Source organism: Sorangium sp. So ce302 (assembly GCF_051530145.1).
GTDB classification, from domain to species: Bacteria; Myxococcota_A; Polyangia; order Polyangiales; family Polyangiaceae; genus Sorangium; species Sorangium cellulosum_B.
In genome coordinates this window covers 4,144,558-4,164,748 of record NZ_CP150326.1, presented here as the reverse complement: position 1 = coordinate 4,164,748, position 20,191 = coordinate 4,144,558, and the positions used below count along the sequence as shown (strand labels likewise).

13 protein-coding genes are annotated in these 20,191 nt (G+C 72.5%); 7 read left to right on the top strand and 6 right to left on the bottom strand.

Going from position 1 to position 20,191, the window contains the following annotated elements:
* Window positions 1-174 precede the first annotated feature (174 nt).
* Complete coding sequence (locus WME73_RS15890; protein ID WP_437916253.1) at window positions 175-1,053, bottom strand: hypothetical protein; 879 nt, start codon at window positions 1,051-1,053, stop codon at window positions 175-177.
* Between the two features lie 331 nt (window positions 1,054-1,384).
* Window positions 1,385-5,827, bottom strand: coding sequence for a DEAD/DEAH box helicase (locus WME73_RS15885; protein ID WP_437916251.1), 4,443 nt, complete (start codon window positions 5,825-5,827; stop codon window positions 1,385-1,387).
* A gap of 268 nt (window positions 5,828-6,095) precedes the next feature.
* Between WME73_RS15885 and WME73_RS15880 the strand changes: the two genes are divergently transcribed.
* On the top strand, window positions 6,096-7,337 hold the full coding sequence (locus WME73_RS15880; protein WP_437916249.1) for a hypothetical protein: 1,242 nt from the start codon (window positions 6,096-6,098) through the stop codon (window positions 7,335-7,337).
* A 5-nt stretch (window positions 7,338-7,342) separates the two neighbouring features.
* Here the strand turns inward: WME73_RS15880 and WME73_RS15875 are convergent, their stop codons facing one another.
* Both WME73_RS15875 and WME73_RS15870 read right to left on the bottom strand, forming a co-directional pair.
* Window positions 7,343-7,735 (bottom strand): hypothetical protein, encoded by a 393-nt coding sequence (locus WME73_RS15875; RefSeq protein WP_437916247.1) that lies wholly within the window; start codon window positions 7,733-7,735, stop codon window positions 7,343-7,345.
* A 61-nt stretch (window positions 7,736-7,796) separates the two neighbouring features.
* Window positions 7,797-8,534 carry a 2TM domain-containing protein gene (locus tag WME73_RS15870; protein ID WP_437916245.1) on the bottom strand — a complete coding sequence of 246 codons (738 nt, stop codon included), beginning with the start codon at window positions 8,532-8,534 and terminating at the stop codon, window positions 7,797-7,799.
* 75 nt (window positions 8,535-8,609) lie between these two features.
* Here WME73_RS15870 and WME73_RS15865 point away from each other — a divergent pair, with 75 nt between their 5' ends.
* From WME73_RS15865 to WME73_RS15840, 6 genes are all read left to right on the top strand, one after another.
* The gene (locus WME73_RS15865; protein ID WP_437916243.1) at window positions 8,610-9,806 is read left to right on the top strand and encodes a serine/threonine-protein kinase; all 1,197 of its coding nucleotides are present in this window, start codon (window positions 8,610-8,612) and stop codon (window positions 9,804-9,806) included.
* 87 nt (window positions 9,807-9,893) lie between these two features.
* Window positions 9,894-10,652 carry a CDP-alcohol phosphatidyltransferase family protein gene (locus WME73_RS15860; protein WP_437746294.1) on the top strand — a complete coding sequence of 253 codons (759 nt, stop codon included), beginning with the start codon at window positions 9,894-9,896 and terminating at the stop codon, window positions 10,650-10,652.
* Window positions 10,653-10,800: 148 nt separating this feature from the next.
* Window positions 10,801-11,205 carry a hypothetical protein gene (locus tag WME73_RS15855; protein WP_437746293.1) on the top strand — a complete coding sequence of 135 codons (405 nt, stop codon included), beginning with the start codon at window positions 10,801-10,803 and terminating at the stop codon, window positions 11,203-11,205.
* A 132-nt stretch (window positions 11,206-11,337) separates the two neighbouring features.
* Window positions 11,338-12,735: a hypothetical protein gene (locus WME73_RS15850; protein ID WP_437916241.1), complete on the top strand. Its 1,398-nt coding sequence runs from the start codon at window positions 11,338-11,340 to the stop codon at window positions 12,733-12,735.
* 77 nt (window positions 12,736-12,812) lie between these two features.
* Window positions 12,813-14,504, top strand: a complete 1,692-nt coding sequence (locus WME73_RS15845) for a L,D-transpeptidase (RefSeq protein WP_437916239.1) — start codon at window positions 12,813-12,815, stop codon at window positions 14,502-14,504.
* Between the two features lie 183 nt (window positions 14,505-14,687).
* Window positions 14,688-15,989: a UDP-glucose dehydrogenase family protein gene (locus tag WME73_RS15840; protein WP_437746290.1), complete on the top strand. Its 1,302-nt coding sequence runs from the start codon at window positions 14,688-14,690 to the stop codon at window positions 15,987-15,989.
* Window positions 15,990-16,037: 48 nt separating this feature from the next.
* Here the strand turns inward: WME73_RS15840 and WME73_RS15835 are convergent, their stop codons facing one another.
* Both WME73_RS15835 and WME73_RS15830 read right to left on the bottom strand, forming a co-directional pair.
* Window positions 16,038-17,648 carry a sigma-54-dependent transcriptional regulator gene (locus WME73_RS15835; protein WP_437746289.1) on the bottom strand — a complete coding sequence of 537 codons (1,611 nt, stop codon included), beginning with the start codon at window positions 17,646-17,648 and terminating at the stop codon, window positions 16,038-16,040.
* Complete coding sequence (locus WME73_RS15830; RefSeq protein WP_437746288.1) at window positions 17,645-20,008, bottom strand: ATP-binding protein; 2,364 nt, start codon at window positions 20,006-20,008, stop codon at window positions 17,645-17,647. Before WME73_RS15830 ends, WME73_RS15835 begins: the two co-directional genes overlap by 4 nt.
* Window positions 20,009-20,191: the final 183 nt, after the last annotated feature.

Below are 20,191 nucleotides of genomic sequence, written 5' to 3'. Positions count from 1 at the left end.
CGCGAAAGCGGCTCGGATCGGGCTCTCGACGTGTCGGATCGCTCTGCCGTCCTATCGGATCGGCTCTCGGCGTGTCCGATCGCGCTCCCGGCGTGTCCGATCGCGCTCCCGGCGTGTCCGATCGCGCTCCTGCCATGTCGGATCGGGCTACCGGCATGTCCGATCGCGCTGCCGTCAGGTCGATTCAGGCTCAGGCGCTGCCGGTGTCGGGCTCGATCCAGTCGTTTCGGGCTCATCCTGCTTCACCGCGCGCCGACGCGCGCGGGCACGCGCGCTCGACGTGCGGAAGAGCGCGAGCACCTTGCGCTCGTCGCGGTAGACATAGCGGCCTGCGGCGCGGATCTCGTCCATGGCCTCGCGCAGCCACCAGAAGGCGCGATTCCGGAGCGCCATCGCGGCGTTGCCGTGGGGATCGACGGCGCGCTCCGCCGCGCCGCTGCTGAGCGCCGCGGCGAGCTCACGGGCGCGCTCCGGGGCGCGCTTCGGAAGATCGGCCCTGGCCAGCGCGTCGCGGTGCTGCTCGAGGAGCTCGGCGAGCTGGTTCAGATCGCTCACCAGATCGGCGACGCCGGCGCCAAGGACGATCCCGTCGACGCGGCGCTCCACGTCCTCGTCCGCCGCGAGGAAGTAACGGAGCGCCGCGATGGCGTCGCGCTTGAGGGCTTCCGCGTCCTTGCGCTGCGCCCGCAGGTCCGAGGAGAGCGGGAGCGTGCGGACCTCGGTCCAGGCGGACTCGGCGGCGGCGAGCAGGTCGCGCCGGGCAGAGATCGAGGTGCCGACCTCCTTCGAGAGCCTGCTCTTCTTGTAGATCTCCTTGCCGAGCTTGCTCAAGGCGACCTCGAGCTCCCGCGCCTCCTGCAACGTATCGGAGACGGGGTGGTCGATCGGCGCCTCATAGGCAGGATCGAGATCGAGCAGCTCCTGCCGCTGGGCGGCCGTGAGCGTCGACTTCTTCTTGCCGCCGCGCTGCGGCTCCGCGGAGGGCTTCTCGCCCTGCGTGTCCGCGTCCGAGGCGGCCTCGGTTCGTGACTTCTTCTTCTTTTCGCTGGCCATCGGCGTGAGCGTACGGCAGCACGCGCCGTGCGGTCGAGCGTCAAGGGCGCGTGCTGCCGGCCTGCCGAGGGCGCCGGCTACACCCGGTGCAGCAGAAAACCGCCATGACGCCAAGAGAAGAGGAGAAGATCCCGTCACGGCGTCTTCTGCGCCTACTCCGCTCGTTCCTTGGCGCCCTCGGCGTCATGGCGGTTCGCTTCGTCGCCCGACTTCCCGCAGCGATGATGGCTGGTCCGGATAGAGGGGATATCCCTGGCGTCATCGATCGAAAGGTGAACGGAGTCCATCCCAGGCTTCCTTGCTCGAGACGAGAGAGCTGGGGCCGTCGCCCTCACATCGCTGCTCCCGCGGGAGCGGACATCGCCTGTCCCGGCCCGCCCGGCGCGGCCGCGGCCACGGGCAGGAGCGGCACGCCGTCGCGGTAGATGACCACGTTCCCGAGCGCGGCCGGCACCCGCGGCCCCGGCGTGACGATGCCGACCAGGTTCAGCGGGTCGCACGCCGAGAGCTGCACGATCTCGCCGGACAGGGGCTCTCGCCGGACGGCGCGGAGCGCGTCGAGCGCCTCGGGCAGCGCGAAATGCTCGCCCACGAAGCCGGCGACGAGGTGCCCTCCCCGGAGCTGACCCGCCATCTCGAGCCGCCGGTAGACCCGGAGGAGGTCGCGCCACGCGGGCGGCCGCGGCTCGCGCGCGAGCAGCTCGCGACAGACCACGCCGTAGCGGCGGAGGTACTGGTGCGCGAGCGCCTCGACAGCGTCAGGGCCCTCGGCGCCCTCACCAGCAGCGGGCGCGAACGCGTCCGGGCGCGCTCGCAGGAGCGACCACCTGCCCGACGCGACGGGGCCACCCCGGCGCGCCCCGCCGCGCAGGCGGCCCGCGCCCAGCGCGACGGCCGCGCCGCCGCCGAGCAGCGAGCGCAGCGCCGCGAAGCCGTCGCCGGTCACGAGCCCCGCGGCGACGAGCTCCCAGAGCGCCTCCTCGACCTCGTCCCGGGAGCGGCCCGCGCCGACCACGCCGCCCACGCCGGCGGCGAGATCGTCGAAGAACGACGCGCCCGCGCGCGTCAGGAACGACAGCACGCCCTGCGCCGCCTCGGAGAGCGACGCCGGCGGCGGCGCACCCTCGGCCTCCCGCGGCGCGAGGAGCCACGGGAGATCGCGGCGCAGCGCCAGCGTGATCGGCGCAGCGCGCGTGGGCGCCGCCGCGTCGCGCGGGACCACGCGGCCCCACGCCACCTCGCCGGACAGGCAGAGCGCGTCGAGCAGCCCCTCGTCGTAGCCGGCCACGCGCGCGGGCAGCACCGCCTGCTCCCACGCGCCGGCGGCGAGCTCGAAGCCCTGCAGCTGCTCGATCACCCGCCCGAGGCCCCCCGGCCCGCGCGCCTGCGTGCCCGGCCGCACGCCCTGCCACGCCAGGAGGAACCGGAGGAGCTCCGCCGCGGTCGCGGGCTCGATCGCCCTGCGCAGGCCGGTGACGGTGCGGCGGTGGATGCGGGCGAGGAGATGGCGGTCGCACCACTCCGTCGACAGATCGCCTGCGCCGCCCGCGGCGGGCTGCGCAGGCCGCGACGGCGCGCTCGGCAGGAAGCGCCCGCGCAGCGCGCCGCCGGCGAGCTCGATCCGCGCGAGCGCGGACAGCGCCTCGTACGCGGGCACGTCGAGCCGCGACGCGAGATCCTCGGTCGAGATCGGCCCCGCGGCGCTCAGGAAGCCGCGGACGAGCGCCGTGATCGCGGCGCCGCGATCGACCGCCCCGGCGGCCCCGCGCACGGCGGGCGGCACCGCGACGTCGGGCGCAAACACCGCCCCCGGCCAGATCACCTCGACCAGCGGCCGCCGCTCGGTCGCCACCCAGCGCGGCGCGCGCGGCGCGCCGGCCCCCGCGCCCGGAGCAGCGCCCACCTCGGCCGCGCGCCCGGCAGCGCAGAGCGCCTCGAAGTGCCTCGCGAGGCCGCTCCGGATCCCCTCCTCCGCGGGGAGCGCGACCCGGTCGAGCAGGAGCTCGTGCAGCTCGTCCGCGTCGCGCACGTCCGGCCGCGCCTCGGCGACCACCTCGGCGACGACCGCCGGATCGAGCCCGCCCAGCCGCTCGGCGACCTCCGCCGGGAGCCCGCGCCGCACCCGGACCGCCCTCGCGCGGCGCTCCTCCAGCGGGGCGTCGTCGAGGAACGCGTAGGGGTTCGCGTTCAGGATCTCGTGCGAGAAGACGCTCGGCTCCGGCGTGTCGAGCGCGACGACGCGGATCGCCCCGCTGCGCAGGCCGACGAGCAGCGCGCGCAGCCCCTCGACATCCATCAGCTCGGTCAGGCAGTCGCGCAGCGCCTCGCGGACGAGCGGGTGATCCGGCGGATCGACGTGCGCGAAGAGCCCGTGGTTGTCCTGGCAGCCCTGCTGCTCGGGGAAGATCGAGAGCAGGAGGTCGTCGGCGCGCATGCGCTGGAGCGCCGGCGGCACCCGCCGGCCCCCGCGGAACCGGAGCAGCGCGAGCGCGCGGGAGGCGGCCCAGCGGAAGCGCGTGCGGAACATCGGGCCCTGGAGAGCGGCCTGGACGAGCACCTCCTCGAGGCCCTCGGGGCGGACCAGATCGAGCACCTCGTCGATCGGGAGCCCGTGCTCCGCCGACAGCGAGAGCAGCACGCCGTCGTCGGTCGCCGCCGCCTGGAGCTCGAAGTCGAACGAGCGGCAGAAGCGCTTGCGCAGCGCGAGCCCGAGCGCGCGGTTCACGCGGCCGCCGAGCGGCGTGTGCACGACGATCTGCTGCCCCCCGGCCTCGTCGAAGAAGCGCTCGACCACGACGGTCGCGCCGCCCGGGACCGCGCCGAGCGCCGCGCGCCCCGCCTCGATGTAGTCGCGCACGAGCAGCGCCCCGCGCGCGTCGAGCGCGCACGCCTCCATGAGCCAGCGCGCCGCCCGGGACCACGCCGCCCGCGCCTCCTCGCCGCCCTGACCCCGCTCGGCCGCCGGCCGCGGCCCATCGGCCCGCTCCTCGTCGAGGCGCGCGGCGACCTCGGCGCGGAGCGCGGCGACCTCGGCCGAGAGCTCCGGCGTGCGCGCCGGCGCCTCCCCGAGCCAGAACGGCACCGTCGGCGCGGCGCCGTGGGCGTCCTCGACCCACATCTGGCCGCCCTCCAGCCGGAGCACCCGCCAGGAGGTGTTGCCCAGCAGGAAGACGTCGCCCCCGGACGACTCGATCGCGAAATCCTCGTCGAGCGTGCCGACCTTGGTGCCGTCGGGCTGGAGCACCACGTCGACGGCCGCGATGTCGGGGATCGCCCCGCCCGAGGTGAGCGCCGCGAGCCGCGCGCCGCGCCGCCCGCGCAGCCGGCCGCCGATCGCGTCGCGGTAGACGAGCGACCCGGCCCGCTGCCGCGCGCCACGGGCTGCGGACGCGCCGTCGTCCGCCGCGGCGGCGCCGCCCGAGACCATGGCCACCACCGCGTCGAAGTCGCGGCGCGAGAGGCCTTCGTAAGGCGCGGCCCGGCGGACGAGCGCGTAGAGCCCCTCCTCGTCCCGCTCCTCGCAGGCGCACGCGGCGATGATCTGCTGCGCGAGCACGTCGAGCGGCCCCTCGCGCGACGCCATCCGATCGAGCTCGCCGCGGCGCGCCGCGCGCACGATCGCCGCGCACTCGACGAGCTGGTCGCGCGTCAGCGGGAAGAGCCGCCCGCGCGGCGTCGCGGCGAGGGCGTGGCCCGAGCGGCCGATGCGCTGGAGGGCGACGTTGATCGACCGCGGCGAGCCGACGAGGCAGGCGAGGTCGACCGCGCCGACGTCGATGCCGAGCTCGAGCGAAGCGGTCGCGACGACGACCCGGAGCTCCCCGGCCTTGAGGCGCCGCTCCGCCGAGAGCCGCCGGGCCCTGGAGAGGCTCCCGTGGTGGGCCGCCACGACGTCCTCGCCGAGCCGCGCGCCGAGCGCGTGCGCGACCCGCTCGACGAGGCGGCGCGTGTTGACGAACACCAGCGTCGACCGCGCTCCCTCCGCGAGCGCCGCGATGCGGTCGTAGATCTCGGTCCACTGCTCGTGCGTACAGACCGCGCCGAGCTCGTCGCGGGGCACCTCGATGGCGAGATCGAGGTCCCGCCGCTGCCCGACGTCGACGATCTGGGGCAGCTCGCGCGCGCCGGCGACGAGCCGGGCGGCGATCTCGATGGGGCGGACCGTGGCGCTGAGCCCCACGCGCTGCGGCCGGGCGCCGCCCTGGCCGACCACGAGGTCCTCGAGCCGCTCGAGCGAGAGCGCGAGGTGGGCGCCGCGCTTGTCGCCGGCGATCGCGTGGACCTCGTCGAGGATCACCGTGCGCACCCCGGAGAGCGCGCGCCGCCCCGACGCGCTGGTCAGCAGGATGAACGCGGACTCCGGCGTCGTGACGAGCACGTGCGGCGGCCGGGCCGCCATGGCGCGCCGCTCCGCCGCAGGGCTGTCGCCGGTCCGGACGAGGGCCCGGATGCCCGGCGCGGGCAGCCCCGCCGCCTCCATGGCCGCCGAGATCTCGGCGATCGGCTGCTCGAGGTTGCGGTGGACGTCGTGGGAGAGCGCCTTCAGCGGCGAGATGTATAGGACGTCCGTGCGGTCCTCAAGGGCGCCTCGCGCCGCGTCGCGGACGAGCCGGTCGAGGCAGAAGAGGAAGGCCGCGAGCGTCTTGCCGGCGCCGGTCGGCGCGCTGATCAGCGCGTCGCGGCCGGCCGCGATGACCGGCCAGGCGCGCTCCTGCGCGGGGGCGGGGGCGCCGAAGCGGTCACGAAACCACCGGTCGACGACGGGGTGAAACATCCCGTCGAGGGTAGCCCGCCGGGGGGAGAGGCGGAAGCGAGAGGGGCGGGCGGTTGGCGTGGGGGAGCGGCGCTGGGCGAAGGCCCGCGGCGACCTGGGCGAGCGCTCGACGAAAGAAATCGACAGACGCCTGTCGGGTTCCTTTCTGACCTTTCGGATGAAGGAGTGAAGCGCGCGGAGTGCGGGGTGAGACGCACCCCGAGACCGCTCATGCTGCCGGAGCGAGGCTCACGGAGGGCCTCTCTCCAACCCCGAGAGGAGAGCCCCGATGTCTACCCCCACCACCGCCGAAGTGAAGCGCCCCAACATCCAGCCCCAGCGCACCGAGGCCGTGTACCTCGCAGCCGACGAGTCGCTGATGCAGTTCGTTGTCGACTACTACTACCGGCGCTACGACGAGTACTTCGAGCAGGAGGGCACGCTGCCGGAGCTCGGTGTGAGCTATCTGTACTCCATCCCGGAGTCGCCGAGGCTCAACCTGGCGCCGCTTCCGCCTCAGGTCCAGGCCGGCAGGTCCAACACGCTCTGCACGGTGGAGACGATCCGACTCGCCCTCACCTTCCCGGACCGCAAGGTGGAGTTCATCGCCAGGGCCGACATCCTAGCGACGTGCGTTGTGGCCGGTCCGCGGCTGATCATGAAGATGGACAGGGCCGTGGCCACCACGCAGGGCCAGGTGGATCCTGTCGCGACCCAGGTGCTCGACAAAGTGGTGGTGCCGGCGCTGGTCAAGTGGCTTGAGCGCCTCCTGATCCCCGAGCTGACGCAGGGGCTCGGCGACATCCGGGCGACCTTGATCAGCGCGCAGGTGGAGGACGATCAGATCAACGGGTATGCACGGGTCTTCGGCGGGAACCAGGCCACGGCACCTGGAATGGCGATCCCGCGCACGGACCTCGCGCCGATCGAGGGGGCCGGGCGCGTGCGGCTCGTCGTGCGCGAGGACGCCATCAATGTGGCCTTCGAGGAGCTGGTCAAGGACCCCTCCTGGAAGGAGAAGGAGAAGGCCAGCTACTCGGTCTTCTCGGGCGAAGCCGAGGTGAAGGCGACCGTCTATTCCCCCAACCTCGAGATCTCCGAGGGCAAGGCCACGTGCACGCTCCGCGTCAAGGCGTACGCCAAGGTCTCGGGGAAAGTGGCCGGCATCGGCGAGTCCATCAAGCTGGAAGGAGAGTGCGTGCTCAAGCCCGTCGTGAGGTTAGAGCGCCTGGACGGAGACGCGAAGGTGGCCATCAACCTCGACGTGAAGCGCTCGGACATCGACATCAAGCTCGATGGGAGCTGGGGCCCGCTCGACTTCGCCCGCAAGTCGCTCAACAAGACCATCGACGCCCTGCTGGACGCCGTGCTGGACCAGGTGGCGCGCTTCGCCTCCAACATCCGGCTCGTCGCGTTCGACATGAACAAGCTCGCGAGATCGGCCGGCCTGGAGGTTGCCATCGGCCTGGACGAGCTGAGCTTCAAGAAAGAGATGCTCTGCGGGCAGTTCACCCTCCGCGAGCGCCCGTGATCTGATTATTGAGGAGACGTGGTGCGCGGAGCACGGCCCAGTCCGTGTCGCTCTCCATGACGAGCGCGCATGGGCTCACGCAACCCGCTCCAGATGACTTGAAAATAGACCATGGCGTGCTCCTGGTCGAGCCGGCCAAGGGCAACGAGCGCCGCCCGGACCACGGTGAGCCCGTTCGGCCCGTTGCCGTGCGCCACCGCCGAAAGCACCGCCAGCTCGGTGTCCTTCTCCGCGTCGGCTGGGTCGGTGATCTCGGGTACGACGGCCGGACCGAGCACCAGCGGCTCGACGTTGCCGAGGCCCAGGCCGAGGTCGATGTTCTCCGCCGCCCAGTCGGCCACGCCGGCGTCCGGTGCGATCACGAGGACGACCGTGCCGCACCGCTTCCTGGCGCGCACGACCGTGACGTACGTCGGCCTGCGCCGCGAAGGTTACCGCCACACCAGCCGTGCGGCGCCGTCAGCGCCCGCCGCGGCCTCGCCGGGCCGCGCGATCCGCCTCTTCCTCGCCGAGCTCCTCCGACTCGGCCTCGTCCGCGTCGAGCGACGCGATCCGCCGCCTGCGCGGCGCGTCTTCGACCGGCGCCGGCGCCGGCGGCGGCGCGCTCCCGCGGATCTCCTGCGCGATCCGCGAGAGCACCGTCGCGACCCCCTCCTCGACGGCGTGCCCGAGGTCCGCCGCGCTCTGCTCGAGGCGCTGCTTGCGCTCGAGGCGCTCGGCCCGGCGCTGCTCCTGCAGCCGCCGGTGCTGCTCTTTCCGCGCCAGCGCGGCGCTGCGCTCGAGCTCCCGGCGGATCTGCCGAGGGGGCACGTCGCTGGAGAGCGCGCCGAGCGCGTGGAAGGCGAGCCCCAGGCCACACCCGAGCAGCGGCCAGAAGAACCACCACGGCCCGTCCGTGAGCGCGTTCACCGCGAAGAGGAACGCTTGCACGAGGAGGAACGAGAACAGGTGCGTGCGGAACCCCTTGCGCCGGCGCGCGAGGATGGCCTCGCGCGCCGCCTCCTCGCCCCGGACATGCTCGATGTCGCGCGACGCGGCCTCGATCGCGCCCCGGGAGATGCCGATCTCCTCGGCCGCCGCGACCAGCTCGTCATGGCTCACGTCGCGCGTCTGCGCATCCCGGAGGGCGCGCTCCAGGATGGCCCGCACCTCGGCCTCGGTGTACTGCCGCCCGCTCGGCTTGCCCGGTTTCACCATCGCTCTCCTCGCGACCGCGCAGAGCATACGCTTGACCGCGTGCGGCCGCGCCGCTTCCATGAAGGCAAGGATCCCATGAGCAGCGAAACCGCCTCACAACGCGTGGGGACCACGATCCGCAACAAGTGGACGCTGGAGCGGCTGCTCGGCGCCGGCGGCATGGCCGCCGTCTACGTCGGCGTCCACCGGATCGGCCGCCGGGACGCGCTCAAGATCCTGCACCCGCAGGCCGCGAAATCGAAGGAGATCTGCGACCGGTTCGAGCGGGAGGCCCAGGCCGCGAACCGCTTCCGCCACCCGGGCGCCGTCGAGATCCGCGACATCGACGTCGCCGAGGACGGGGCGCCTTTCCTGGTGATGGAGCTCCTCGAGGGCGAGTCGCTCGCCGAGCGCGAGCGCCGCCTCGGCGGCCTCCCGCTGGCCGAGGTGCTCCGCTTCACCGCGCAGGTGCTCGACACGCTCGCCGCGGCGCACGCGCAGGGGATCATCCACCGCGACATCAAGCCGCCCAACCTGTACGTCGTCGGCGACGGCGCAGCGGACACGCCCGCGCACGGCGGCGTCCCGCGCATCAAGGTCCTCGATTTCGGGCTCGCGCGGATCCGCCAGGACTCCAGCCTCCAGGGGGAGCTCACGCGGATGGGCCTGGTGCTCGGCACGACGCCCTACATGCCGCCGGAGCAGGCGAAGGGCCGCGACATCGACACCCGCGCCGACCTCTTCGCGGTCGGCGCCACCATGTTCCGGCTGATCGCCGGCCGCCATGTCCACGAGGCGAGCACCGACTTCGACCTCCTGCTGAAGATGGGCAGGGAGCCGGCGCCGCCGCTCGCGCAGCGCGCGCCGCACGCGCCGCGCGACGTGTGCCTCGTCGTCGATCGCGCGCTCGCCTTCGACCGCGACCAGCGCTACCCCGACGCGCGCCAGATGCTGGAGGACGTGCGCGCCCTCCTGCGCAGCGAGCCGCCGCCGCGCGCGTCGCGGTTCGCGCACGCGCTCGCTCCGGACGCGATCACGCTGCGAGAGCAGCCGTCGCCCCGGGGCGCCGCGGACGAGAGCGGGCCCGCCACGATCCCGGTGCACCCCGCGAGCGTCTCGACCTCCATCGATGTCATCGCCGTCGACTGGAGCGACGAGCCGCCCGTGAGCGGCGGCTCCATCACCAAGGAGTGGGTGCGCCCCGAGGCCGCGAAGGAGGACTCGATCGCCGTCGACTGGAGCGACGAGCCGCTGGACGCAGGCGCGCCCGCCTCGCGCCCGGCGCGGCGCTGACCGGGCGGCGGGCGGTCCGCCTGCCGGGGCGAAAGCGCCGCTGCCGCCCGAGCAAGACGGGAGCCGCTCGGCTAGGATGCGCCGGCCATGCTCGGCGAAGCGAAGCGGATCTACCTGGCCACGCGGAAGAAGCACGATCAGCTCTTCAACACCTACCTGATGCGCCCGCTCGCCGGCGGCGTGGTCGCGCTCCTCGCGCGGACCGCGATCACGCCGAACCAGGTGACGCTGCTCAACCTCGCCGTGTTCGTCGTCGCGGCGGCGCTGCTCGTCGCGCTGCCCACGGCGGCGGGGGGCCTCGTCGCCATCGCCGTGCTCGAGCTGAGCTACCTGCTCGACTGCGCAGACGGGATGCTGGCGCGCCACAAGCAGCTCGCGTCGAAGGAGGGCCACCTCTTCGACTTCTTCACGGACGAGCTCAAGGCGGTGCTCCTCTCGGGCGCGCTCTCGATGCGCCTCTTCAGCGCCGGCGGCCTCGGGCTGGACGGCGGCCGCTGGCCCGGCGGAGACCCGCGCTTCCTGCTCGCCGGCGTCGTCGGGGTCGCGGTGATCGCCTCGGCGATCTCGCTGACGAACTTCGTCCGCCGCCCGGAGATCAGCGGCAAGGAGACCTCGGTCTCCGCCTATTACGAGACCGCCACGGAGGAGCGGCCCCGGTCGCCCGCCGCCCGGGCGGCGGCGCTCGTGATGACGTTCCTGCGCTTCCTGAACCACTACCCGAGCCACATCTGGGCGTTCGCGCTCGCGGACCGGCTCGACGTGTTCTTCTGGATGTATGTGCTGATCAACCTCCTCTACCTGGCGAAGGGCTGGCTCGGGCTGCTGCTCAGGTTCGGACGGTCGTAGCCCCTCTTCGTCCCCCACCGTAGGGCCATGTCCTAGGGCGAGTGCGTCGAGACGACCACCCTGCGTTCATGTGTGCGATGACCGAAACGCATGATCTGCCCCGACGGACTGGTGGAGATCCTGGGCCCGGTTGCGGTATGAACGCGCGATGGAGATCCAAGATCTGTCCGACTTCCTGCGCGCCGATCCTCGCTTCGCCACCCGTCGCAAATGGCTGATCCTGAGCGAGTTCGTGTACACGTCCACGGGTGAGAAGGTGGAAGAAGGCTTCCGCTACTTCACCTGCCCGATCGGAGCGCTCACCGCCGCCCTGGAGAGGCGGGACTTCGCCGCCATCGCGAAGCTCCCCTTCGCCCTGGACGGGGATGGCGACCCGGACACCTCCGCGGTGCGCCTGGATCTCGCCTACACCGCGTCCGGCGCGCTCGCCGCCTTCCAGCCCGTGGAGTTTCGCGACCACGCGCCCACACCCCTGTCGGCGCCCGTGATCCTCGAGCGTGCCGAGGCCCAGGCGCTCCGCGACGTCCTGCGAGAACTCGACCAGTCCGCCTAGTACTACAGCAGAGGTTCGAAGGCAGCACTCTTGGCACGCACGCAGCCGGGTGCTGCTCCGCTGCGCGCGCCGCGCGGCCATGCTGGCAGCCGCTCCTTGCAAGCTCCCCGGAGGCTCGGTTAAAGCGCCTCGATGCGGAGATCCCTTCCCTGGCTGGCTTGCTTCACCCTCGGCCTCGGGCCCGTCGGCTGCGGCACAGAGGGCGATGACATGACCCCGGCAACACCGTCGGAGTACAAGCACCCTTTGCCGGAAGGCGAGAGCATCTGTGGGCGAGCCGACTTCGAGGAGATGTTCCCTTTCTCCCTTCGATCCTCGACCCTCCCCGTGCTCGTGCACCATTACAAGGCGGAAGAGCGCGACACCGCGCGCCAGGTCCTCGCGTTCATCGAGGAGGGCTGGGACTATCATGTGCGCCGGATCGGCATGCGCCCGCCCATCGGCGATGGCGGAGAGTGCGGGCCGGACGACGCGTTCGATGTGTTCGTGTGGAGAGGCCACCGCAGCTGCCTCGTCGACGTCCTCGGAGGCGAGCCGTCGACCTCATGGGACGACCGGCACCCGTACATGATCGTCGATCCGTGGGGGCCTTACGGCGGCTCCGCTCTCGAGGAGACCGTGGTGCACGAGATGGCGCACGCCTCGCAGGCCGCGGACGACTGGAGCGAGAGCCCCGTCGTCTTCGAGATGTCGGCGACGTTCCTCGACCAGGTCCGCGCAGATCGCTATACGAGCGACGGCCTGGCCGATTTCCAGAGGCACCCGGAATGGGCGATCGACCACAACGACCATTACGAGACATGGTCCATGTACGGCGCCTCCATGGTGCTGCTCTACCTCAAAGATCGGTTCTTCGACGGCGATCCGCGGTTCGTCTCGCGCATGTGGCTCGGGGCGCGCGACGCCCCCGCCACAGGCGACGGCGCGCAGCCCAACGAGCCTGACTTCGTCGATGCGCTCGATGCGATGCTCCGAGAGGCGGCGGGCATGAGCTATGTCGAGGCCGTCCCCGAGCTCGCGCGCTGGCGCTGGTACACCGGCGATCACATCGACGATCGCCATTTCCGGCACTTCGCGGGCGGCCTTCAGAACCTCGCGGCGGCGAAGCTCTCGCTGGCGGCCCAGGTCGAGGCCAGGCCGGGCAGGATCGACGTCCGCGAGCGCGCGCCGATGTTGCTCGGCACCAGCTATATCGAGCTCTCGGCAGGAGCCGACACGCCACGATCGCTCCGGGTGTCGCTCGAGGCGCCCGACGACGCGAGGCGCCGCTTCGTCGTCCAGGCCGTCCCCGGTCTGACGCCTGACTCGGACGGCGAGATCCTGGACCTGTCGTCCGGCTCCGCGGAGATGAAGCTCGCAGCGGACGGGAAACGAACGCTCGTGGTGACCGCGCTGCCCACCGGGGCCTACGATCCCGACGCGAGAGGTGAAGAGCGGTATCCGTTCACCCTGATCGTGCGCGACGGCGCGGCCGCCCATCCCGGCGTGGAGGCGCAGCGAGGGCGGCTCTCGGCGCCTGATCCGAGGTGAGGCGGCGAGAGCCCGCCTCCAGCCGACTGCCGAAAACTGGCCCTCCTCCCCCTCCTGTGCACTACGGTCGGCGCGCCATGGACACGCCGCCTCGAACGCGCGCCGCAGCCACGCTCGCGGCGAGCCACCATGCGCTCGCGCTCCTCGCGCTCGCCGCGTCCCTCTCGGCCTGCGGGCGCTCCGGGAGCGCCGCCGACGCGCCCATCGAGCTCCCCGGCGCCGCAGGAAGCCAGAAGGCCCAGGGCGCCTCCGCCGCCGCCCTCGCTTCCCCCGCGGCCGTCGCCTCCCCCGCCCCGGCCGAGGATGAGCCGCCGCCCGGCCTGCCCGAGGGCCCGCCCATCGTCTCGCTCGGCGGCGTCGCCACCCCGCCGGCGCCGATCCCCGAGGGCCGCCCGCGGCTCGCCAGCACCTCGATGCTCACCCGCGTCCTTGCGCGGCCCAGCGCCGACGCGAAGCCCGTCGGCTTCCTGCGCGCCGGCGCGGTCGTGGAGATGGATCCCGAGCCCGCCGGCACGTCCGGCTGCCCCGGGGGCTTCCGCAAGGTCAAGCCGTTCGGCTACGTGTGCGTCGGCCCCGACGCGACGCTCGACCTCGACGACGAGATCGTCCGCGCCGCGGTCCGCCGCCCCGACGTCACCCACAAGCTCCCGTACATGTACGGGACCGTCACGCGCGGCGGCCCCGCCTACGCGCGCATCCCGACCGCGGACGATCTCGCGCGCTTCGAGCCGAGCCTCAAGAAGCACCTCGATCGCTGGGCCAAGGACGAGGAGAGCGGCGCCACCTACGGCCTCGACGTCTGGCTCAAATGGAGCGCAGAGCCCGCCCCGCCCGCGCTCGACGCGCTCGCGCAGCGCATCACCGATCGCGAGATCCCCTGGTACCTGCGCGACGGCCGGCGCGCCCCCAACCTCTCCGGCCTCATCAAGACCGATGACGCCGTGAAGATCGACGAGGTCTCGCGGCGCAACGGGATGGCCTTCCTCGAGTCGTTCCTCCACGAGGGCCGGCGCTACAACGTCACCACCGATCTGCGCGTCGTCCCGGCCGACAGGTTCCGCCCCATCCGCGGCTCCGAGTTCCACGGCGTCGAGATCGGCAAGGACGTCGACTTCCCGTTCGCGCTCGTGCGCCGCGCCGGGGGCAAGCGATGGCGCGTCGAGGGCAAGAAGCTCGTCGACGGCGGAGAGCTCGAGTGGCGCTCCGCCGTGCCCCTCACCGGCAAACAGCAGTTCTTCGGCGGCAAGCTGCACTACGAGACGAAGGACGGCGACTGGGTCGACGACCGCCACGCCGGCCGAATCGACCCTGCCAAGAAGATGCCTGCCTGGGGCAAGAACGGCGAGAAGTGGCTCGACGTCAACATCACGAAGCAGGTGCTCGTCGCCTACGAGGGCACGAAGCCCGTCTATGCGACGCTGATCTCGAGCGGCGAGGCGGGGCTCGATGACCACGAGTCCAGCACCGCGACCAAGCGCGGGATCTTCCGTATCCACACGAAGTTCGTCACGAGCACCATGGACTCGGACACCGTCGGTGAGGAGTTCGAGCTGCGCGACGTGCCTTACGTGCAGTACTTCGAGGAGGGGTATGCGCTGCACGGCGCGTACTGGCACGACAAGTTCGGCCGGCCCAAGAGCCACGGCTGCATCAACCTGTCTCCAGAGGACGCCCGCCGCCTGTTCTTCTGGACCGAGCCGGCCGTCCCGCCGGGATGGCACGGCGCAGCGCGCTCGCTGACCGGCACCGTGGTGTTCGTCCACCCCTGAGCCGCGCGGCGCCACGGCGCCACGACCACCACGCGCCCGGCAGCCCCTCGGCTCAGGCAGGGCAAGGGCAGCACGAACGTTCGGCGCGCTCGCACGCGAGAGGAGCGGGACAGATCGATCGGAGGTCACACGCCGTGCGACTGCCGGCTCGAACGGCGCCGGGGTCGTGGTAGCGTCTCGCCCATGCAGCTTGCCGTCGTGGGAACAGGGTATGTCGGCCTCGTCGCCGGCGCGGGGTTCGCGGATTTCGGGAATGACGTGGCGTGCGTCGACGTGTCCGCTGCCAAGATCGAGATGCTGAAGCGCGGAGAGGTGCCGATCTACGAGCCCGGCCTCGACGTGCTGATCGCAAAGAACACCCGCGACGGCAGGCTCCGGTTCTCCACCGACGTCGCCAGCGCCATCCGCGACGCCGAGATCGTCTTCATCGCCGTCGGTACGCCCCAGGCGGACGACGGCTCCGCCGACCTCTCCGCCGTCGAGGCCGTCGGCGAGACGATCGGCAAGAACCTGAACAATTTCAAAGTGATCGCCACGAAGAGCACGGTCCCCGTCGGCACGGCGGACCGGCTCCGGCAGATCATCGGCGCGAACGCCACCCAGCCGTTCGCGGTCGCGTCGAACCCGGAGTTTCTCAAGGAGGGTGACGCGGTCAACGACTTCATGAAGCCCGACCGCGTGATCATCGGCTCGGACGACCCGAAGGCGCGCGAGATCCTGCGCCACCTCTACAACCCGTTCGTGCGGGCGAGCGACCGCATCCAGCTCATGGACGCGCGCTCGGCCGAGCTCACCAAGTACGCCGCCAACGCGCTGCTCGCGTCGCGCATCTCGTTCATGAACGATCTGGCCGTGCTCGCGGAGAAGCTCGGCGCGGACATCGAGCTCGTGCGCAAGGGCGTCGGGGCCGACCCGCGCATCGGCACGAAGTTCCTGTTCGCCGGCCCGGGGTTCGGCGGGTCGTGCTTCCCCAAGGACCTCTCGGCCATCCTCTACACCGCGGGCTCCGTCGGGCACGATCTGGAGATCGTCCGGGCGACCGAGCGGATCAACGCGCGGCAGAAGCGGCTGCTCGCCAGCAAGGTGAGCGCCTACTTCGACGGCGCGCTGAAGGGGAAGACGATCGCGGTCTGGGGGCTCGCGTTCAAGCCGCAGACGGACGACATCCGCGAGGCGCCGGCGCTCACGCTCATCGACGCGCTGCTCGAGGCGGGCGCGACGGTCCAGGCGCACGACCCGCAGGCGATGCCGAACGTGCGCGCCATCTACGGGAGCCGCATCCTCCTGAGCGACGGCATGTACGGCGCGGCCGAGGGCGCGGACGCGCTGGTCGTCGTCACCGAGTGGCACGAGTACCGGCGCCCGGACTTCCACCGGCTGAAGCGCATCCTGAGCTCCCCGACGCTCTTCGACGGGCGCAACATCTGGGAGCCGGACGAGCTCCGCGGCATGGGGTTCGTCTACACGGGCATCGGCAGGAAGTAGCGCCCGACGCCGGTAGCGCGGCGCGGCACGCCACCGGCGCCGCGCCCCTCAGGCGTCGTCGTGGTCTGGCGGCGGCACCTGGCGGCGGGTGCTGGGCGCTTCCTCGCCGACGTACCGCGGCGAGCTCGCCGGCGCGTGGATGCGGTTGCCCGGCAGCTCCTCGCCGAGGTGCCGCGTCCCGTTCGCGGGCGTGTGCCGCCGGCTGCTCGGCGGCTCCTCGCCGAGGTGGCGCGCGGCCATCGGCGTCGGCATCGACATCCGCCGGCTGCTCGGCGGCTCCTCGCCGGTGTGCCGGTCCCAGCGCCGCTCGAGCATCTTCCGATCGACGCCGATGAGCCGCGCCGCGGCCGCCTTGTTGCCGCCGCAGCTCTCGATCGCGTGGTGCAGGACGGCGCGCTCGATCACCCGGAGCTTCGATCCCAGCCGCTCGGGCAGCGCGAGCAGGGCGCGCGCCAGCCGGTCGATCTCCGCGGTGGCGTCCACGACCGGCCGTTCGCGCGCGAGCTCCTCGAGCGTGGGGACGTCGATGAGATCGTCGTCCGCGAGCAGCCCCAGCCGCTCGACGACGTTCCGGAGCTCACGCACGTTGCCGGGCCAGGGCCGCCGGACCAGCCATGCGATCGCGTCGTCGGTGTAACGCAGCTTGCGCGGGAGCTCCGCGCTGAACGCGAGCAGGAGCTCGATGAGATCGGCGTCGCGCTCGGCCAGCGACGGGACGTGCACCGTGACGACGTTGAGCCGGTAGAAGAGGTCCTCCCGGAAGCGCCCCTCGCTGATGCGCTTCTCCAGGTCGACGTGGGTCGCGGCGAGGACGCGGGCGCGCAGCGGGATCTCCGACTCGGCGCCGAGGGGGCGGAAGCGGCGATCCTCGACGACGCGGAGGAGCTTCGCCTGGAGCTCGCCGGGCATCTCGGCGATCTCGTCGAGCAGGATGGTGCCCGCGCCCGCGAGCTCGAGCTGGCCGCGCATGCGCTTCTCGGCGCCGGTGAAGGCGCCGCGCTCGTGCCCGAAGATGAGCGACTCGATGAGCGTCCCCGGCAGCGCCGAGCAGTTGACCGCGACGAACGGCTCGCCGCGGCGCGAGCTCATCTCGTGCAGCGCGCGGGCGACCATCTCCTTGCCGCTGCCGGTCTCGCCGCGGATGAGCACCGTCTTGCTCGACTCGGCGACCCGCTCGATGATCCGGCGGACGCGCTCCATCCCCGCGGACGAGCCGAGGAGCGCCTTCGTGCCGAACGTGCGGTCGACCCGCTCGCGGAGCCGCACCACCTCGCCCTTCAGGAGCAGCCGCTCGCGCTGCCCCTCGATGATCGGCAGGAGCATCTCCGGGCAGAGCTCGTCCTTCAGCACGTAGTCCTGCGCGCCGAGCCGCATGGCCTCCCGGATCTCGGAGAGCTCGCTGACCGACGTGACCATCAGCGCCGGCGTGCTCCGCCCCGAGGCCCGCACCCGCCGCAGGATCTCCAGGCCGCCGCGGTCGCGCGGATCGTCCGACAGGCGCACGTCGAGGAGCAGGAGGTCCGGCGCGCTCCGCTCCACGACCGCCATCGCGTCGTCCAGGCCGACCGCCTCGAGCACCTCGACCTCGTCGAGCGCGGCCAGGATCTGCCGCAGCGTGCGGCGGCCGCTCCGCTGATCATCGACGATCAGGATCTTCACGCGACCTCGTCCTCCGCGGTCATGGAGACGTCGGCGGCGGGGATCGAGATCACGAACCGCGTCGTGCCGTCGCGCCGCTCGGGCTCGATCAACCACCCGTGGGCCCGGACGATGCGGTGCGTGATGGCGAGCCCGAGCCCGGTCCCGCGGGGCTTCGTCGTGTACCAGGGCGCGAAGAGGCGCGACGCGTCCCCCGAGATGCCGGGCCCCGTGTCCCACACGACGAGCTCGGCGCCGCTCTCGGTGGTCTCCCAGACGACCCCGATCGTCCCCTTGTCGCCGGCCGCGTCGAGGCCGTTCGAGAGGAGGTTGACGAGCACCTGCGTGGCCTGATCGGGATCGCAGCGGAGCCTCGATCCAGCGCTCACGCGCGCCTCGATCCGCCGCTTGCCGAGCTGATCGCGCAGGAGCATCTCCGCCCGGCTGACCAGCTCCTCGACCGCGAGGCGGCGGCGCTCGAGCTTCCTGTGCGTCACCCGGCGCAGCCCCATCACGAGGCGCTCGAGGCGCTCGACCTCCTCGCAGCCGATGTCGACCTCCTCGGCGTCCAGGCTCTGGTTCTTCGATCCGCGCTTGAACACGGAGCGGAAGAAGTTGATCGGGTAGCGCACCTCGTGGGTGATCTCGGCCGCGAGCGTCTCGATGAGCGCCGCGCGCTCGTCGCGCCACGCGGCGGCCTGCTCCCGCCGCCGCCGCTCCAGCTCCGCGTAGCTGTGGGCGTGCGCCATGGCGAGCGCGGCCTGGTTGCCGATCGTGCGGAGCAGATCGAGATCTTCGCTGGTGAACAGGGCGCCGCCGCGCTTCTTGCCCACCTCGAGGACGCCGAGCAGCCGGCCGCGGAACATGACGGTCAGCGAGAGCTCGCTCGCGCTCGCGCTCGCCTTGGAGGGCTCGACCTCGATGACCCGCTCGCCGCTCGACTCGTCCGCCCTCGGCGCCGGCTCGCCGGGCGCGGCGCCGGCGCTGCCCGCGCCCGCGCCGTCGGCCGCGTCGACCGCGATGCGACGGAAGGTGACGCGCTCGCAGGAGAGCCAGCGCGCCACCGTGCGCTCGACCGCGAAGGCGACCTCGTCGGGATCGGCGACGAGCGTCAGCTCCTCGCTGAGCTGCTCGACGGTGGGCTTGTACTCCGCGCGCGCCGGGAAGAGCTTCCGATCGCCGGCGCCGAGCGCGGACACGACGAGCGCCGCGCTGACGACGGCGGCCGGCGCCGCGACCTTGATCGCGCCGAGCAGCGGGAGGCCGGCGTACCCCGCGCACGCGGAGCAGAGGATCACCGTGAGCGCGACCATCATGCAGGCGATGATGACGCGCGTGAGCGGGCGCGACAGGAGCGCGCGGCTCCCCCAGAGGTCGTAGCGGATGAACGCGACGACGCTCGAGACGGGCGTGAGGGCGAGCGCGGGGATCGCGAACCACGCGAGCGTCGACGCCGGGGCGCCGAGCATGGCGAGCATGAAGCCGAGGGCGATCACCACGTGCGGCGGCGCCATCGCGAGGAGCAGCGCGCGCAGCGTGCGGCGGCGATCGCCCTCCGCCGCGGCGAAGCGGAGGATCAGCGTGGTCGCGAAGAAGAAGAACGACGCCACGAACAGGATCGCGCAGACGCTCCGGAGCGCGACGGTGGTCCAGCCCATGGCGTGCGAGGCGAGCAGCGCGGCGGCGAGCAGGCCGCCGAGCCCGTGCGCGATCCGCGCGAAGACGGGGTAGCGCGCGATGAGCGGGACGTCGTCCGGCAGCCGCAGCGCCAGCGTGAAGAAGCTCATCGGGACGAGCGCGTAGGCGACGTGGAAGAACGGGACGAGGTGGCGCGAGCTGTGGTAGTCGAACAGCGCGAACTGGAAGAGCGCGGCGAACAGCGCGGCGCTCGCGAATGCGCGGGCGAGCTTGCCGTGGGGGCTCGCGCTGAGGGCGATGAGCGCGGCGCCCACGTAGAGCGAGGCGACGACCATCAGCCCGCCGGCGTAGAACCACCAGGCGAGCGCGTCGAAGGGGACGAGGGAGAGCTCGACGTCGCGCAGCCCCTCCGCCGTCTCGACGCGGGCGTGCACCGAGCGGTGCCCCTCGCGCGCCGCCCGCTCGACCGCGGCGTCCCAGGCGCTCGCGCGGTAGCGCCCCGCGGTGCTCTCGAGGCGCCAGCCGTCGACCTCGACGACGCGATCCGGGTACCGGAGGCCCTTCTGGAAGCCCTCCCAGGACGGCAGGCCCACGCTCGAGACCACGCCGTCCGGATCGACGAGCACGCCAGGGAACGGGCGCTCGTACCAGCTCAGAGCGCTCCTCATCCCCGAGCCGCCCAGCACGAGCGCCGCGAGGACGACCACCGCGAGGAGCCAACGGCGATTCTCGATAGCTGGCATCGGGAGAGCCGACGGCGCGCAAATTGCGCCGCCAGCCGTTCACGATACGCTGGAACTCCGGGTGAACCAACGGGGCTCGCGCGCCGGACGGGGCGCAACGCGCCCGTCACCCGCGATCCCGGCGCCCCAGCGGCGCTACTACGCAATTATCATTACGTTTTCCCGTCGAGATGAGAGCGGGAT

What these genes read in the sequence shown, in the direction of transcription:
- WME73_RS15890 (WP_437916253.1), bottom strand. Translation starts at nt 1,053, where the DNA reads ATGGCCAGCGAAAAGAAGAAGAAGTCACGAACCGAGGCCGCCTCGGAC.
- WME73_RS15885 (WP_437916251.1), bottom strand. Translation starts at nt 5,827, where the DNA reads ATGTTTCACCCCGTCGTCGACCGGTGGTTTCGTGACCGCTTCGGCGCC.
- WME73_RS15880 (WP_437916249.1), top strand. Translation starts at nt 6,096, where the DNA reads ATGTCTACCCCCACCACCGCCGAAGTGAAGCGCCCCAACATCCAGCCC.
- WME73_RS15870 (WP_437916245.1), bottom strand. Translation starts at nt 8,534, where the DNA reads ATGGTGAAACCGGGCAAGCCGAGCGGGCGGCAGTACACCGAGGCCGAG.
- WME73_RS15865 (WP_437916243.1), top strand. Translation starts at nt 8,610, where the DNA reads ATGAGCAGCGAAACCGCCTCACAACGCGTGGGGACCACGATCCGCAAC.
- WME73_RS15860 (WP_437746294.1), top strand. Translation starts at nt 9,894, where the DNA reads ATGCTCGGCGAAGCGAAGCGGATCTACCTGGCCACGCGGAAGAAGCAC.
- WME73_RS15855 (WP_437746293.1), top strand. Translation starts at nt 10,801, where the DNA reads ATGGAGATCCAAGATCTGTCCGACTTCCTGCGCGCCGATCCTCGCTTC.
- WME73_RS15850 (WP_437916241.1), top strand. Translation starts at nt 11,338, where the DNA reads ATGCGGAGATCCCTTCCCTGGCTGGCTTGCTTCACCCTCGGCCTCGGG.
- WME73_RS15845 (WP_437916239.1), top strand. Translation starts at nt 12,813, where the DNA reads ATGGACACGCCGCCTCGAACGCGCGCCGCAGCCACGCTCGCGGCGAGC.
- WME73_RS15840 (WP_437746290.1), top strand. Translation starts at nt 14,688, where the DNA reads ATGCAGCTTGCCGTCGTGGGAACAGGGTATGTCGGCCTCGTCGCCGGC.
- WME73_RS15830 (WP_437746288.1), bottom strand. Translation starts at nt 20,008, where the DNA reads ATGCCAGCTATCGAGAATCGCCGTTGGCTCCTCGCGGTGGTCGTCCTC.